The sequence below is a fragment of the Pseudoalteromonas sp. NGC95 genome (assembly GCF_015864705.1).
Classification (GTDB): Bacteria; Pseudomonadota; Gammaproteobacteria; order Enterobacterales; family Alteromonadaceae; genus Pseudoalteromonas; species Pseudoalteromonas arctica.
This window is the reverse complement of sequence record NZ_JADYWR010000003.1, coordinates 39,538-55,367: the sequence shown is the minus strand read 5'-3', so window position 1 is coordinate 55,367 and position 15,830 is coordinate 39,538. Positions and strand designations below refer to the sequence as shown.

Here is a 15,830-nt window from a genome sequence, read left to right as displayed (position 1 = left end):
AAAAATTAACCTATAGACCTTAGTCTAATACGTTTAAACTTTTTCTATATATTTAAATAACTTACGCACTATCTTACGTGCCTAAAATCGCTACTTTGCATTTTAAAATACATATAATTATTTATGCTTTTATTTAGTCGGTTTTATTTTAAACACCTTACTTTGGCATAGCTGAATAACAATCAAACAAATTTATACATTTAATTACATGCAATACTAAGTTATGTATTTATAATTGTAGCTCTGGTAACTTTTCATCATTAATGGATTAACTTTTTTGAAACACACACTTCCTCTTTTTGTTTTATTAAGCACGCTTTTATCATTTAGCCAAAATGCTAACGCAAGGCTTTTGCTCGGTAATGACATGCCTAACACCGGTATGTTTATAAAATCAGAATTTAATGGCGATAGCAGCATTACATCTGCGGGTGTAGAAATGATGGTTAAGCAAAATTACAGTAACTTTGGTGTTGTTTTTACAAGCGCAATTGGCGCGGCAGTAATCAATAATAAACAAGGCGAGCAAGAAGAATTTATAACGTGGGACAATGGCATGAAGCTTGGTTATTTTAATGACTTTTTTATATACGCCGAGCTTGGCTTAGATCTGTTCGAACTCGCCTTTAAAAACGATAGGGGCGATAACACCTACCAAATAGAAAAATCGAACAACGACATAGATGGTTACGCAGGTATAGGTGCGGGTTATCACTTTAAGCCATTTAAAATAGAAGTATTTACCCGAGCACGCCAAATAGATGGCGACTACTGGGAAGCACAAGAACATATTTACAGCGGTGTGCAGCTCAGCTTTACGTTTTAATTGCCCTTTTTGTTTTATAAGAAAAATAAAAAGCGTGTGAAATACAGCTATTTCACACGCTTTTTAAAAAATTATATTTAACGGATAGTTTTGGCTACTTTACCAATACTCAAACCCTGAATTAAAATAGAAAACACCACAACCGCATAAGTAAGAGCCAACAAAATATCGCGCTCGTTCCCATCAGGTAGTTGCAATACCAATGCAACCGAAATACCACCACGCAAGCCACCCCAGGTTAAAACTTTCCACGCACCAGATGGCAACTCTAATTGCTTATTAAATGTAGTGGTTGTTATACCCACAACAATTAAACGTGCGAGTAACGCTATTAAAATTGTTAAGCCACCAGCAATAAACAAGTTACTCGAAAATGCAATCATGACGACCTCAAGCCCTATGAGTACAAATAAAATGGCATTTAAAATTTCGTCAATCAGCTCCCAAAATAAATCAACGTAATGGCGTGTTTTGTCGCTCATAGCCATACTGCGACCATGATTACCCACCATTAACCCCATCATTACCATTGCAAGTGGGCCCGACAAATGCCAATGGCTAGCCAGTGCATAACCACCAATAACGCCTGCTAAAGTAAGTAGTACTTCTTCTTGGTAACTATCAATACTTTTAAGTAAGTAATATAAAATACCACCTAATACCAAACCAAAAACAATACCGCCACCGGCTTCAACCGCCAGCGTGTGTGCTACATAATAAGTTGTAGGAATATCACCACTTGATAAAACACCCAATAAAAGCACAAAAATAACCACGCCTATACCATCGTTAAACAACGATTCACCCGCAATCACGGTTTCAATACTTTTAGGCGCCCCCGCAGATTGTAAAATTCCCATTACCGCAATAGGATCAGTTGGCGAAATTAATGCGCCAAACAATAAACACCAAATAAATGCTAAATCAAAACCAAGCAAAGGAAGTACTAAATAAAGCGCGCCTGCAATAATAACCGTTGATAGCAACGTACCAACACAGGCCAAAATACCGATTGGCAATTTATAGCGCCTTAAATCGCTAACATTTACATGTAGCGCCCCAGCAAAAAGTAGCATAGAGAGCATGCCATCGAGCAAAACTTCAGTAAAATCTAACTGATCGAGTAAGCTCACTTCGTAATCTATAAGATCATCAAACCCTAAAAAGCCCAAAAATATAGCGCCGATAGATAAAAGCATCGAAATAACCATAACGCCAATGGTTGTTGGCAAGCCAATAAAGCGATGGTTTACATAGGTGAGTAACGCGGTAATTGATAAAAATATCGCACTTATTTCAAGTACGCTTAGGCTGGTTCCTGTTGCCATGGTTTAAATCTCAATATTTATTTAATGATACCTTGCTCAAACAAGCAAAGCAGAAGGGTTATTATTTTTTATACGGTTATCTCGCATTATATTCGCGTAGCCTAAACAAGCATACCCAAAATATTAATTATAAATACACACCCTACTCTATTAACGTATTTAAGGTATTAACTTACGCATTAAATAAAACAAAAAAGCCCATGTTAGGAATTAACCTAACATGGGCTTTTTTACTCTCGCTATTTTATATCATACTTTTTTAAGTATTTTATAAAGCGCTTATCAAAGATAAGTCTTCTTTAGCGCGAGTTAAGTTATGCGATACCATTGCACTTTTAGACATTTCATTTGCTTCGTATAAATCAGCAAGGCCAGCTGTGTCGTTGTTCGCTTTTAAACGTGCAACACCACGGTTGCTTAATGCAAACGATGTAAGTTGGCGTACTTTAAATTTAGGGCCATCTGCGTCTTTTAAAAGTGCGATTGCTTTAGTACAAATTGCTTCAGCCTCAGCGTAATTTTTTGACTTAACATTCAGTGCGCAGCTATTAAATGATTGCTCAAGTGGCTGTGGCGCTGTTGCAGTTTCAATAACCATTAATTTGTAATCACTTTGCTCAGCCATTGCAGCAGCTGAACATGTAAGTAGTGAGCTAAGAGCGATAGTTTTGATAAGTGTTTTCATGGTCGTAGTCCTGTTGGTTAAGCCGTGCTTGTTGCCGACAACTGAACTTTAGAGAATTAACACAAAACCGACAAACGATTAAAACAAACCTAATAAGTGAATAAATCTAATCTATAGACTTTAGTCTAATGCCAAATTACTAATTTACAGCAATTGGTATTTATATAATCAACAACCAAACCCACACCTTATTTAGTGCGTTCAAGTAACTTAACTACTTGGCTTACAACCATTTCTGGCTCATCATTTTGCGGGTAGTGATAGCTTTTATTTGTTATTACTATTTCACCTTGAGGAAAGGCATTAGCCCACTTTGAATGTAAGTCGCCCCACATTTCACGCGCTTTGTCGGTAAAAAATAATACAGATGGCTTTTTATACTTTTTAACTGAGGCAATTACTGTCACGGGTATATCAGTAATTTGTGGATAATTAGGTAGCGGGCGTTTTGCCCAAAAATCTAAATACTGATTCGACATTCCATTTTTCATATCGTCGAGCTTTATTGCTGCAATTTCTTTTTCAGCGCGTGGCAAATCAATCGCGCGCATAATATCTACATCGTGCTCTGATGCAGGCTCAATTAACATCAACGCCTTAATCTGATTAGGGTATGTCGCAGCAAATACACGCGCAATATAAGCACCATAAGAATGCGCAACATATACAACAGGCTCTTCTATTTTCAGTGTTTTGAGTAATAATACAGCCTCAGCTGCATATTCTTCTGAGCTATAGTTTTTCTTTATTTGCGTAGAACCACCATTACCAATACGAGAATACCGTATAACTTTACCGTGCTTGGTAAGTGATTCAAAAACCGGGTCCCAATCACTTAAACCAGCAGAGCCGCCCGCTTCAAGTAAAATAGTATGTTTACCTTTACCAGCTAGCTCGTATTCAACGTCAAAGCCATTTACTTGAACTTTAGCCAGTCCAGCTAAAGCACTAGTAGATATAAGGAATGAGCAAAGGAATGTTACTTTTAATTTTAATCTCATTGTATTAGGTAGATCTTTCTTTTATTAAATTAACTAATTTTTAAAGTTAGTACATGCCTTTAGTGTCTGCCTTAAATATTCTTGGCTATTAACTCTGCTTTTAACAAACCACCTTTAGTAAGTAACTTAGGAGCGAAACTTGGATTACGTTTAGATTTGTAAGCATCAAGTATTAACTTAAGACCATGCGCTTCTAACAATGAGATATTTACTTCAGTATCCATTTCGGCGGACTCAATGAAATCATCTGAAAAGCTGGGGGCGATGATCAACACTTGTGCAACGCGCTTACCCTGGTTTTCTGCACGAGTTACATAGGCTTTTACTTGGCGCGATGTTGTTGAATATTTGGCAAAATCTCCATTTTTACATGTTTTTGCTTCACCTATAATTATATCGTTATCACTGAGTGAAATTACGATATCTGCTTTATCTTTAGCGGTATTTAAGTCTTTACGAAGGTCCTCGTCGATATTAAGCTCTAGTAGTTCAAAAATTGCTTTTGTGACTTCTTCAAACTTAACACCAATATCAGCTTCTGTTACATCTGCACCAGCTTCTCTAAGAGTATTAATATCGCGGCGCGCTAGTGCGTCGTAATTTTCAATTAGTTTATCAGTCGCGTTAGCAAAACTTTCTAAAATAGCAAAACGCGCATTACCTCGTTTAGATAGCCCCATACTATCTCTAACTTCCCTTACTTCATCATTTGAAAGTAAATATAGAATATCGTGAGGTGTAATACTTAAGGCACGTAATTGTTCAGTATCTATTATTTGATTAGCTTCAAGCTCAAATGCTTCTTTAAGCACTACCTGCATTGTTGGGAAATGTTCTTCTAATGTTTTTAGAAGCTGCTTAAATCCACTAGCACTGAGGGAATCAAACTCCTTTTCTGTTGCACCTGATAGCGATGACAGTATTAAACCAATACGTTCATCTAAAGTAGTACCAAGTTTTTCTGTGTCAATTTCTAAGTCTTGTATTAACTGTTTTAAGCGTTCTTTACGTTGATTTTGATTATCTTCAACATTGTGAATATCGTCTGATAATAATTTAGCTGCGCTAAGTCCTGAATGAATAATTGTTTGAATCTTATCAGTTCGGCTTACGCCTCTTATTTTACGCCCATGCGCTTTGAGTGCATTTGAAAGCTCAGCGTCTGTAAGAGTTCTAAGGATTCTTAATATATATTTATCAGCTAAATCTTTCCCTTGAATTTCATTAAGTAAAGTTACTATTTCATCTGGAATGAACACTTCTTGGCGCTTTTTACTTATAAACAATAACCCCATATCCCTCAGGCTATTTAAAGCATCCAACACTCCATTTTTAGGAATAACATCGACTAAATGCTCTACAGCAGCGCATTCATCTGTTGTTAAATTCAACTCATCTGCAAGCACATTCAGAATGCTGCGCTCATCGTCAGTTACTTTAGCATCGCGATTGTTCTTTTCATCATTAAAGTATGCTTCTTTCATGCACGAATGATAAATTTTCAAGGCGCGATTTCTTTCTAAAATGCTTTCAGTCGAATTTTGTTGGATATACTCTTTAAGCTCTTTAGAAAGCCTTGATAATTCAGCCCACTCTTTCTCATAAAGCGATTCAATCCAGCTAATTCGAGCAACTCCATTCCCATCACGACTCAAAATATTAACTAGCAAGTTGAGTTGTGCTGTACTCATTAATATTTGATCTTTTACAGAGCATTTAAAAAAATCTCTGACCGTATGGAATAATTGGGTAATTTCGCTACCAGATGCGTTTTTAATTTGACCGTCAATATTGTCTATTGTTTTAGCTAGTTTTTTATTATTCTTAGCAGCATCAGAACAAAGGCGGTCGAGACACGAAATGAATTTAGATTTTTCGACTTGGTTAACAATTGATAAAACTTGATTGAGTTTCATTTTTACAGAGTCCTTTCGTATAATATGATTACAAATGTAACAGTTAATTTTATTCGCAGCAATAAAGCCCACTTTGGAACTACTTAATTAAGCATTAGGTAAGTCCTTGCCCTCAAAATTAAAAAAGTGTACTAACACATCATTTATCACCCAAACCTATAAACTCCCTCGCCCATATGCCATAATCTAAATAATTCATTATTTTAGTAACTTGGCGCGTATTTAGGCGTTTTTAAGTTAACTACTCAGGGTTTTCAGCATGGCATATCAAGAGCAAAATCAAGCAACAATCTATTGGCACGACTATGAGACGTGGGGGGCGAGCCCTCAAAAGGATAAGCCGAGCCAGTTTGCGGGTATTCGTACCGATCTTGATTTAAATATTATTGGCGAGCCGCTTATTGAATATTGTAAGCCGCAAGCGGATTACTTGCCTCACCCTGAGGCGTGTTTAATTACCGGTATTACGCCACAAGTGGCGATGAAAAAAGGCTTGGTTGAAGCTGAGTTTATAGCAAAAATTCATGCTGAATTTAGTGTACCAAACACCTGTGTTGCCGGTTATAACAGTATTCGGTTTGATGATGAAGTAAGCCGTTATAGCTTTTATCGTAATTTTTACGACCCGTACGAGCGCGAATACAAAAATAACAATAGCCGATGGGATATTATTGATTTAGTGCGTGCTTGTTATGCGCTGCGCCCTGAAGGGATTGAATGGCCGTTAAAAGAAGACGGCAGCCCAAGCTTTAAGTTAGAGCATTTAACCGTAGCCAATGGTATTGAACACGCCGCAGCGCACGATGCGCTAAGCGATGTAACCGCCACTATTGCACTGGCTAAGCTAATAAAAGAAAAGCAACCAAAGCTATATAACTTCTTTTTTGGGCTGCGTGGCAAAAAAGCCCTTGCTGAATTGGTTGATGTATTTAACATGACGCCGCTTGTGCATACCACGTCGCGCATACCTGCAACACAAGGCTGTACAAGCTGGGTTGCACCAATGAGCTTTCATCCGGTAAATAAAAACGCGGTTATTTGTTTTGATTTAACTCAAAACCCGCAAGTACTCATTGATTTAAACGTAGAAGAGTTACGCAAACGCTTATACACCAAACGTGTAGATTTAGCCGAAGACGATTTACCTGTTGGCTTAAAACTAGTGCATTTAAACAAGTGCCCTATTTTAGCCCCAGCTAAAACGTTATTGCCTGAAAACGCCGCCCGCCTTGGGATTGACCGCGAGCAGTGCTTAGCTAACTTAGCTATTTTAAAAGCCAATACCGACCTTCGCGATAAAGTAACCGAAGTGTTTAACGAGCAAGGCGATTACAGCGCAACTACTAACGTTGACTACTTACTTTACGATGGGTTTACAAGCCATGCTGATAAAGCTAAATTTGCGATTATTCGTGATGCAAAACCAGATGAGTTAGCTGGGTTGAAGTTAGACTTTGAAGATAAAAAGTTTAATACATTGTTGTTTAGATACCGCGCCCGTAACTGGCCTGAAACGCTAAACCAGCAAGAGCTTGACCAATGGCGCCAGTATTGCCAAAACAAGTTAATGCACGGGGAAGATCAACCATCGATTAACGCGCAAGATTTTATGATCACCCTTGAAAACCTAGCGCATGAACATGACGACAGCGAAAAAAATCTTACAATTTTAAAGGCGTTGTATAACTACGCTCAAAGCATGTAATTTGCTTTAAGTTTGTGTATAACGCATTAAAAACGCGACACTTTAGCAATAAAGTGTCGCGTTTTTTTGTTTATAAATATTTGTACCACTACACGCAAAGTAAAATCTATTTCACAAAGAGAAGCGAATGAGGAGTAAATGAGAAACATAAAAACAATAATTTTTTAGATCTATTACTTCCTCTAAAAGCGCAGCGCCTCATAACCTCTTTGTGAATAAATCACTTTACGGGCTTTGCCCGTCACGCAAGCTTGGCGTCTACGAAAAAAACACAAATCTATACTTTGGCGTCTACATCTAAATACTCAACGTAAACGTTACTTTTTATGCAGCGCTTCAATGCGTGCTAGTAAACTTGAGGTGTCGTATCTGCCGCCGCCGAGTGCTTGTACGTCGGCGTAGTATTGATCGACCGTTGCAGTCATTGGTAAAGTAGCGCCGTTGTTTTTAGCTTCATCGAGTGCAATGCCTAAATCTTTACGCATCCAATCTACGGCAAAGCCAAACTCATATTCACCCGCCCACATTGTTTTGTAGCGGTTTTCCATTTGCCACGAACCGGCTGCGCCTTTAGAAATGGTTTCTATAACTTTTTCACCATCAAGCCCAGCTTGCTTGGCAAAATGTAAGCCTTCGGCTAACCCTTGCACTGCGCCAGCAATACAAATTTGATTAACCATTTTACAAAGTTGTCCCGAGCCAACGCCGCCTAGCAATTGGCTAAAACGACTAAACGCCGCCATAACTGGCTGCACTTTAGCAAATACAGCTTCACTACCACCCGCCATAACCGTTAATACGCCGTTTTCGGCGCCAGCTTGTCCGCCCGATACAGGCGCATCTATAAAGTCGATATTTTGCAGAGCCGCTTTTGCAGCCACTTCACGTGCTACTTCGGCAGAGGTTGTGGTGTGATCAACCAAAACAGTGTGCGGTAACATGCCCGCTAACACGCCGTCGTCGCCATACACTACTGAGCGTAAATCGTCATCGTTACCAACACACATAAATACGATGTCGGCATTGTTGGCAGCTTCGCGCGGGGTTGGTGCAAAGCTTCCTGAATGTTCTGCAGTCCACGCTTGTGCTTTAGCTTGAGTGCGGTTAAAAACGCATACGCTGTGCCCTGCTTTTGCTAAATGCCCCGCCATTGGGTAACCCATTACGCCTAAACCTATAAATGCGACTTTCATTGACATAAAAATGACCTATTAAACTGATAACTTAGAAACTAGACCTCGATTATGTCAACCGGTCGATAAAAAAGCGAATGAAAGTCTTTATAAAATTTCCTTAACGGGAAAGGTAAGTAGGTAACCTATGGACAGTATTTATCAATTTAATGCACCACTTTTTAACAGCGAAAATTTTTCTCTTAGCCAATTACAGGGCAAAACCGTCCTTATTGTTAATACAGCGAGTAAGTGTAATTTTTCGGTGCAATTAAATGCGCTCGAAAAGCTCTATCAGCAATACAAAAGCAATGGTTTTACTGTACTTGCGTTTCCGTGTAACCAGTTTGGCCAAAATGAGCCGCTTGATAATTTAGCCATTAAAGACTTTTACCAAGAGCAATTTAATACCTCATTTGAGGTATTTGGTAAGGTAATGGTAAACGGGCCAGAAACACATCCGTTGTTTAATTATTTAAAGTCGCATACGCGGGGTATTTCGCAAAATCGTGCAATTAAGTGGAATTTCACTAAGTTTTTAATTAACTCACAAGGGCAACTTGTTGCACGCTATGCACCACGTACTAAGCCTGAAACACTTAAACAAGTAATAGAAAGCAACCTACTGCAAGCCGCAAAGTTAAGCGCTGCCAGAGTTGGTAAAAAGGTACCGTATAAAATACCTTTGTTTACGTCGGCTAAGGCATAAATTAGGGCTTAATTTAAATCAATAAAATGCGCGTTACTAAAGCACAGGTTTATAAAGTAGTTTATTGTATTAGTAATAAATAATACTCCTTAAGCGTCGAGGCTATTACCATGAACATTGCTTTTTTTAGTACTCAAAAGTACGAACTGCCTTTTTTTGAACAAAGTACACGCGATCACCGCGATATAAAAATAACGTATTTTGAGCAAGCTCTGAGCGAACAAACGGCTATTTTAGCAAACGGGTTTGATGCCATATGTGTATTTGTTAACGACACCGTAAACGCCACTGTTATTGAACAACTGGCAAGCCAAGGCATAAATACTATTTTGCTGCGTTGTGCAGGATTTAATAACGTTGATTTAACTGCAGCAAAAGCACATAACTTAAAGGTATTACGCGTCCCAGCATACAGCCCTGAGGCCGTAGCCGAGCATTGTATTGCACTTATGCTAACGCTTAGCCGTAAAACGCATAAAGCGTATAACCGCGTACGCGAAGACAATTTTGATTTAAACGGATTGCTTGGTTTTAACTTGCACAATAAAACCGTGGGTATTGTAGGTTGCGGTAAAATTGGCCTTGCGCTGTGCAACATTTTAAATGGCTTTGGCGCTAAAGTATTAGTGTGCGACCCATACGCACAACCTGGCAATTATACAATTACCGATATAAACACCTTGCTTAGCCAAAGCGATGTGATTTCTTTGCATTGCCCTCTAACGGAACAAACTCATCATTTAATAAATGACGAGGCGTTTAGTAAAATGAAAACCGGCGTTATGTTAATTAATACTTCACGCGGTGCATTACTTGATAGTAGCGCATGTATTAGTGCGCTTAAAACTAAAAAATTAGGGTATTTAGGGCTCGACGTTTACGAGCAAGAGTCGGAGCTGTTTTTTAAAAACCACAGCGACGAAATAAATCAAGACGATATATTTTCGCGCTTAGTGAGCTTTAAAAATGTTTTAGTAACAGGCCATCAGGGCTTTTTTACCCAAGAGGCACTCACCGAAATAGCAAACACAACCCTACTTAACGCGCTTGAAGTAAATGAAGGTAAACCTCTAACTAATGAGGTTTTATAAATACCTTAGCTGTACCTAAATAATAGGCACAAAAAAAGCGAAGTGCGTTTTAAACTCACTTCGCTTAATTAATCTATTTTTAGGGTTTAGATAAAATTAACCAAACGCGACGTTTGCAAATACCAAGGTCATTAATATTGGGCAAACAAAACGAATATACTGAGCAAACCAGTAATGTACGCCTGTTGTTGCTTGATGTAATTTATTACCACGCTGCCACATCCAACCTACCGTAATAAAGTAAAACAAGCCCATAAGCGGCAATTGGTATTGAGTAAATAGCATAATAACTAAGCCAAATAACCAATCAAAATTTAGTATAATTGCGCTTGCACACACAAGAACAACGGCGCTCACTGCCCATGTTGCTTTGGTGCGGCTAACGTTGTGATTTTCGACTAAAAACGCTACCGGAATTTCGGTGGTCGATATTGTTGACGTAACCGATGCGATAGACATTAATACAAAAAATAATAAACCAACTAATAAGCCAATTTCGCCCATGGTGCTAAATAGCTCAGGTAAAATAGCAAAAATAAGCTGCCCTTCGCCAATCAGTTTACCACCACTAAATACTTCAACACCGTTGTGTTGCGCCACATAAATAGCAGGAATAATAAGTAACCCCGCTAAAAAAGCAACGCCAGTATCAAGTAGTGCAACACCTACTGTAAGCTTTGGTAAATTAGCATCTGGTTGTAAATACGAGCCGTAAATCATCATACAGCCCACACCTAACGAGAGCGAAAAGAACGCTTGCCCCATCGCGGCAATAATTAAATTAGGGTCGAGTATTTGGCTAAAATCAGGAATTAAATACGCGGCAAAGCCTTCGCTTGCGCCATCAAGTGTTGCAATGTAGGCAATTAAACCAACAAGCAATACGAGCAACAGTGGCATTAAACGGCGCGACCAGGTTTCGATTCCCGATTTAACCCCTTTTAAAATAATACTGGCGGTTAAAATAAGCATAAGCGGCGTAAATACAAAATTACGCAGCACTGAGTCGCTATGTAAAAACTCGCTTGCGCCTGTAAACCCAAAAAAGGTTGTTATGGGTTCAATAGCGTATGAGAGCATCCACCCTGCTACTATTGAGTAAAAACTTAGCATAACAACTGCGCCCGCAAGGCCTATGTAACCTGCTGCTGCACCAACCTTACGGTTAGTGTTTTGCCATGCATCGCCCAATGCTTTTACCGGATTAGCTTGTGCTTTGTGACCTAAATAAAGTTCGGTATACAGCGCAGGAAGCGCAAGTAAAAATATAACAATAAAGTAAACCAGTAAAAATGCACCGCCACCATGGTTGGCCGCTTGCGTAGGAAAACCCCAAATATTACCCAAACCCACTGCTGCGCCAGCAGCGGCTAAAACAAAACCAAGTCGGCTTTGAAACCCATCACGCACTTGTGCCATACATCTACAAATCTGTTATTATTTTGATTATTGTGAATTAAACCATATTTCATGCCAGCTGAGTAATAAAATTGTACCCAGCCTTTGTTAGTGGCGTTAACCGCTCACAATATCAGCGACTTCTTTTGCTTTAGGGCTTTTATGACTGAACACTATTTTAAAAACGCCTTGAGTATTACTTCAACTCAATTGGCAAATTTGTCTTTAGCTAATAACAGCATTTTATTATTTAATGCTAAAACACTTGAGCTTAGTGACTTTAAATTGCCCGATTGCTTAAGCCCGTTTGAGTTAAACATTATAAACCGCCGCAAAAGAGTGCAAGCTAAGCAAGAGTATTTAGCTACGCGGTTATTGTTAAAACACCTTATTAAAGTAACGCAGCCGCAATATGCACGCGTAGCGCTTAATAAAATGAGTACCGAATTTGACGAAGCAAGCTCAAAGCTGCAAATACACGTAAATGGTGATGTTATTAATACCTGTATTTCGCACTCGCATGGTTTAGTTGGGGTGGCGCTAAATTTTGATAAAAGTGAGTTTGGTTTTGATATTGAAAAAGTAAGCTTAAAGCGCCCGTTTGAAAAGCTTGCTAAGCATTTTTATCATAATGATGAAATTACACTTATTACCGAGCCTACTCATACCCAAGCCCAAGCAGATACGTTTTTTAGAATTTGGACATTAAAAGAGTCACTTGCTAAAGCCACCAGCCGCCCTATTGCAAAATTACTTAGCCCCAATGTGTTTGACGAATTACATAGTGCAAAGCTGAGTGCTTGCAGTAATAGCCTTACTGTAGCTGATAGCAGTGACAGCAATGTTTGTTTTGATGTAAGTGTGGTGCATAAAAAAAGCATCGACTGGCGATGCATTTTATTAAATGACTTTGCATTAGTACTTTAAAACAGTAACCGTTATTTACGCTGCAAAATCATTTTCTAATAAACGGCTATGAATAGACTGTACTACGTTATCCGACTCAGTTTGCTCTACTAAAAAGCACAGGTTGTGCTTACTAGCACCGTGACAAATTAATCGAATGTTAAAGTCTTTAAGTACACTCATTAAGTTCATTTCGTGTTGGCGTAATTGAATCTCAGAGCCAATAAGTGCCACCAATGTTAGGTTGTTTTCTACCGAAACATGGCAAAACTCTGCAAGCTTATCTAGGCATTCTTGATCAAGCTCTGGGCGCGAGGCGTTCTGCGCGTTATCAAGGGTTATAGCTACGCTGATTTCTGATGTAGTTACCAAATCTACCGATATATTGTATTCACTTAATAGTGTAAATACGCGTGCTAAAAAGCCGCTTGCTAGGAGCATTTCTGGGCTTTTAAGCGTAAGCAAAATTTGGTTTTTACGTTGTGTTACTGCGCGTATACCTGGTTGCTGCGATTTTTCGCGCTCAATCCATGTACCGCCACGCTCTGGCTCGCGGCTAGAGCCTACAAATACATTAATGTGGCTACGGCTCGCTGGTAAAATAGTCGCTGGGTGCAATACTTTTGCGCCAAAGGTCGCCATTTCAGCGGCTTCGTCAAAACTTAAGCGTGCAATAGGCGTCGCTTTTGCGCACAAACGCGGGTCGGTGCTAAAAATGCCCACTACGTCGGTCCAAATATGCACGCTTTTAGCGTTAATTGCTTCAGCTAATAATGCAGCGCTATAGTCTGAACCACCTCGTCCTAGCGTTGTGGTTTGGCCGTATTCGTCACTGCCAATAAATCCCTGAGTCACAATTACTTGAGCGTCTAACAGCGGGATTAAATGTGCTTTAGCAGCTTGCGCTGTGGCTGCAACATTAGGCGTTGCTTTACCAAATTGGCTGTCGGTTTTAAGCACCTTGCGCACATCAAAGCGATCGGCATTTAAACCTTGTAAACGAAGTACCTGTGCAAATAAATACGACGATAAACGCTCACCAAAGCTAAGTAGCTCGTCGTGTTGCTGATCGGTTGTTAGTGACTCTTGAGCCAATGTTTGAAATGCTTTTAGGGTTTCGTTAAAGCCAACTGCTAAATCGGCATCTAGCGATAATTCATCTAAAATAGTTTGTTGAATAGCAAGCACGCCGTTTATGTGTTCTTGGCGCTCACTAGGAGTAATGCTTGATTTACACAGTGCAACTAAGTGGTTAGTTACGCCGGCACTAGCGCTCACGGCAACAATACGTACGCTTTTATCTGCAACAATAATTTCGCTACAGCGACTCATCGCTTCAAAGTTTGCAACACTGGTTCCGCCAAATTTGGCAACGATGTAATCTGATTTTGCGCTTAACTCTGTTTGAAGTACTGTTTGAGGTACTGTTTGTGGCGCTGATTGGGTAGTCATTTAGTCTCCTTTCGCGATATCCAAATCGCAATAAAACAAGAAGAACTTGGCAAAGGAATGCTTGAAGATAAGTCCACTGCCAGAAGCTCTCCACCTATATTGGTGACAGTTTTGAGGATTCAGCCCCATAAACCGAAAAACAATGACGACGTACCATTATTTTCCTCGGCGAGTACTTCCCTCCTTAATGATCATCGGCTTTCGTCGCCTAACATTAAGTACCTAAGTATCGCACCTCTTCTGAATGTTTTATTAACCAGTGGCTAATAAAACAAAACCCCACTAAGTAGCGGGGCTTTGAAAGTTATCGTTTAGACGTCTAGCTGTCAAGCATTTAATAATTTATGCGTTAAATAAAACTGCCCATGTAATAAGAGCCTGCATATCCAACCGTGTAACAAATTAATAAATGCAGCGATAAACGCAAGTAGCTCATAAAGGTAAGCGCTTTAACTTTGCTCATGGCAATAATGCCCGCAGCCGAACCAATAATAAGCATTGAACCGCCCACGCCCGTTGCATACGTAAACGACAACCAGTGCTGTTGGCTCATTACTATATCGGCTTTTAATAAAGCAGCAGTAAGCGGTACGTTATCGACCCCTGCTGATAATATGCCCATTAAGTAGTTTGCGTACTCAGGTGCCATTACCGTATATAGGTCGGTAAATTTACTCAACATACCAATTTCTTTAAGTGCGCCTACAAGTAAAAGTACACCTACAAAAAACAATAATGTGTCGTATTCTATATCGCGAACAAAATCGATTATGTCTTTGTTTATGTCTTTTTTGCGCATTAAAAATTGCGCTACTAAAAACATCACTGATAAGCCAAACAAAAAGGTGAGTAAAGGCGGTACGCTGTAAACTACACTCAGCATAAGTGTGCTCACTACGGTAGATAAAAATATAACAGCAATGGTAATGTCGGTTTTTTCAATGCGGGTTTTACCTGCACCAGCAAACTCAACACGCCCTTTCATACCGATAGACAGTAACGCGGCTAGCAGCATAACGCTTGCAAGTGCTGGCGCTATAAGTAGTAATAAATGACCTATGGTTACTTTGCCATCTAAAAATATCATCAGTGTGGTTACGTCACCTGTTATTAGCGATACCCCACCTGAGTTAACCCCAAACACAATAAGCGTGGCGTATTTAATAAGCTTTTTAGGTTCAAGTTTTAATGACATAACAACCGCGAGCGATATAAGCGTCGCTGTTACGTTGTCTGAAATCGACGAAAACAAAAATGCAAAACCCCCCACCAAAAACATGAGCTTTTTTTCGCTTATACTTTTTGGCATAACACGGTGCACAATATTTTCTATAAACCCCTTTGAATTTAAATACGCGACAAAGGTCATCGCAGCCATTAAAAATAGCCATAACGAGGCAATTTCTAAAATATTTTCATTTAAAAGGTGTTGAATTGTATCGGGGCTTTGCCCGTGTAGAGGGTATATAAAAAGAAGAATCCAGCAAAGCGTACCAAAAAACAGCGTGGTTTTAGCTTTATTGACATGGATTATATCTTCTATAACGATCAGTAAAAATGCAATCGCTATCAGGGTTAGAATAATCGAGGAAACCATGGTAGTTAAACAACCTTTGATATAGTTTTAAAGAACACACAAAT

The 15,830-nt window shown here is 39.2% G+C and carries 13 protein-coding genes and 1 riboswitch; of the genes, 5 read left to right on the top strand and 8 right to left on the bottom strand.

Annotation, left to right across the window (positions count from 1 at the left end; genetic code table 11):
- The first annotated feature begins 277 nt into the window (after positions 1–277).
- A complete protein-coding gene (locus I6E70_RS04110; RefSeq protein WP_197188080.1) occupies positions 278–826 on the top strand; it encodes a hypothetical protein in 549 nt (182 codons plus the stop codon).
- 77 nt (positions 827–903) lie between these two features.
- Here I6E70_RS04110 and I6E70_RS04105 read toward each other — a convergent pair whose 3' ends face one another.
- From I6E70_RS04105 to I6E70_RS04090, 4 genes are all read right to left on the bottom strand, one after another.
- Positions 904–2,154, bottom strand: a complete 1,251-nt coding sequence (locus I6E70_RS04105) for a cation:proton antiporter (protein ID WP_182673487.1) — start codon at positions 2,152–2,154, stop codon at positions 904–906.
- A gap of 268 nt (positions 2,155–2,422) precedes the next feature.
- Positions 2,423–2,839 carry a hypothetical protein gene (locus I6E70_RS04100; protein WP_007581917.1) on the bottom strand — a complete coding sequence of 139 codons (417 nt, stop codon included), beginning with the start codon at positions 2,837–2,839 and terminating at the stop codon, positions 2,423–2,425.
- Positions 2,840–3,027: 188 nt separating this feature from the next.
- Positions 3,028–3,840 (bottom strand): alpha/beta fold hydrolase, encoded by an 813-nt coding sequence (locus I6E70_RS04095; RefSeq protein WP_197188079.1) that lies wholly within the window; start codon positions 3,838–3,840, stop codon positions 3,028–3,030.
- 71 nt (positions 3,841–3,911) lie between these two features.
- Positions 3,912–5,756, bottom strand: coding sequence for a hypothetical protein (locus tag I6E70_RS04090; protein WP_197188078.1), 1,845 nt, complete (start codon positions 5,754–5,756; stop codon positions 3,912–3,914).
- Between the two features lie 259 nt (positions 5,757–6,015).
- Here I6E70_RS04090 and sbcB point away from each other — a divergent pair, with 259 nt between their 5' ends.
- Positions 6,016–7,461 carry an exodeoxyribonuclease I gene (sbcB, locus tag I6E70_RS04085; protein WP_007581911.1) on the top strand — a complete coding sequence of 482 codons (1,446 nt, stop codon included), beginning with the start codon at positions 6,016–6,018 and terminating at the stop codon, positions 7,459–7,461.
- A 317-nt stretch (positions 7,462–7,778) separates the two neighbouring features.
- Here the strand turns inward: sbcB and I6E70_RS04080 are convergent, their stop codons facing one another.
- Entirely contained in the window at positions 7,779–8,660 is an 882-nt protein-coding gene (locus tag I6E70_RS04080) for an NAD(P)-dependent oxidoreductase (RefSeq protein ID WP_197188077.1), read from the bottom strand.
- 121 nt (positions 8,661–8,781) lie between these two features.
- Here I6E70_RS04080 and I6E70_RS04075 point away from each other — a divergent pair, with 121 nt between their 5' ends.
- Complete coding sequence (locus I6E70_RS04075; protein ID WP_197188076.1) at positions 8,782–9,342, top strand: glutathione peroxidase; 561 nt, start codon at positions 8,782–8,784, stop codon at positions 9,340–9,342.
- Positions 9,343–9,452: 110 nt separating this feature from the next.
- Positions 9,453–10,433 (top strand): 2-hydroxyacid dehydrogenase, encoded by a 981-nt coding sequence (locus I6E70_RS04070; protein WP_197188075.1) that lies wholly within the window; start codon positions 9,453–9,455, stop codon positions 10,431–10,433.
- Between the two features lie 96 nt (positions 10,434–10,529).
- Here the strand turns inward: I6E70_RS04070 and I6E70_RS04065 are convergent, their stop codons facing one another.
- Positions 10,530–11,852: a sodium-dependent transporter gene (locus I6E70_RS04065; RefSeq protein ID WP_197183458.1), complete on the bottom strand. Its 1,323-nt coding sequence runs from the start codon at positions 11,850–11,852 to the stop codon at positions 10,530–10,532.
- A gap of 141 nt (positions 11,853–11,993) precedes the next feature.
- Here I6E70_RS04065 and I6E70_RS04060 point away from each other — a divergent pair, with 141 nt between their 5' ends.
- Positions 11,994–12,758, top strand: coding sequence for a 4'-phosphopantetheinyl transferase family protein (locus I6E70_RS04060; protein WP_197188074.1), 765 nt, complete (start codon positions 11,994–11,996; stop codon positions 12,756–12,758).
- Between the two features lie 15 nt (positions 12,759–12,773).
- Here I6E70_RS04060 and lysC read toward each other — a convergent pair whose 3' ends face one another.
- Both lysC and nhaD read right to left on the bottom strand, forming a co-directional pair.
- Positions 12,774–14,189 (bottom strand): lysine-sensitive aspartokinase 3, encoded by a 1,416-nt coding sequence (lysC, locus tag I6E70_RS04055; protein WP_197188073.1) that lies wholly within the window; start codon positions 14,187–14,189, stop codon positions 12,774–12,776.
- 75 nt (positions 14,190–14,264) lie between these two features.
- Positions 14,265–14,437, bottom strand: a riboswitch (Lysine riboswitch).
- Positions 14,438–14,538: 101 nt separating this feature from the next.
- Positions 14,539–15,786 (bottom strand): sodium:proton antiporter NhaD, encoded by a 1,248-nt coding sequence (nhaD, locus tag I6E70_RS04050; RefSeq protein ID WP_197188072.1) that lies wholly within the window; start codon positions 15,784–15,786, stop codon positions 14,539–14,541.
- Positions 15,787–15,830: the final 44 nt, after the last annotated feature.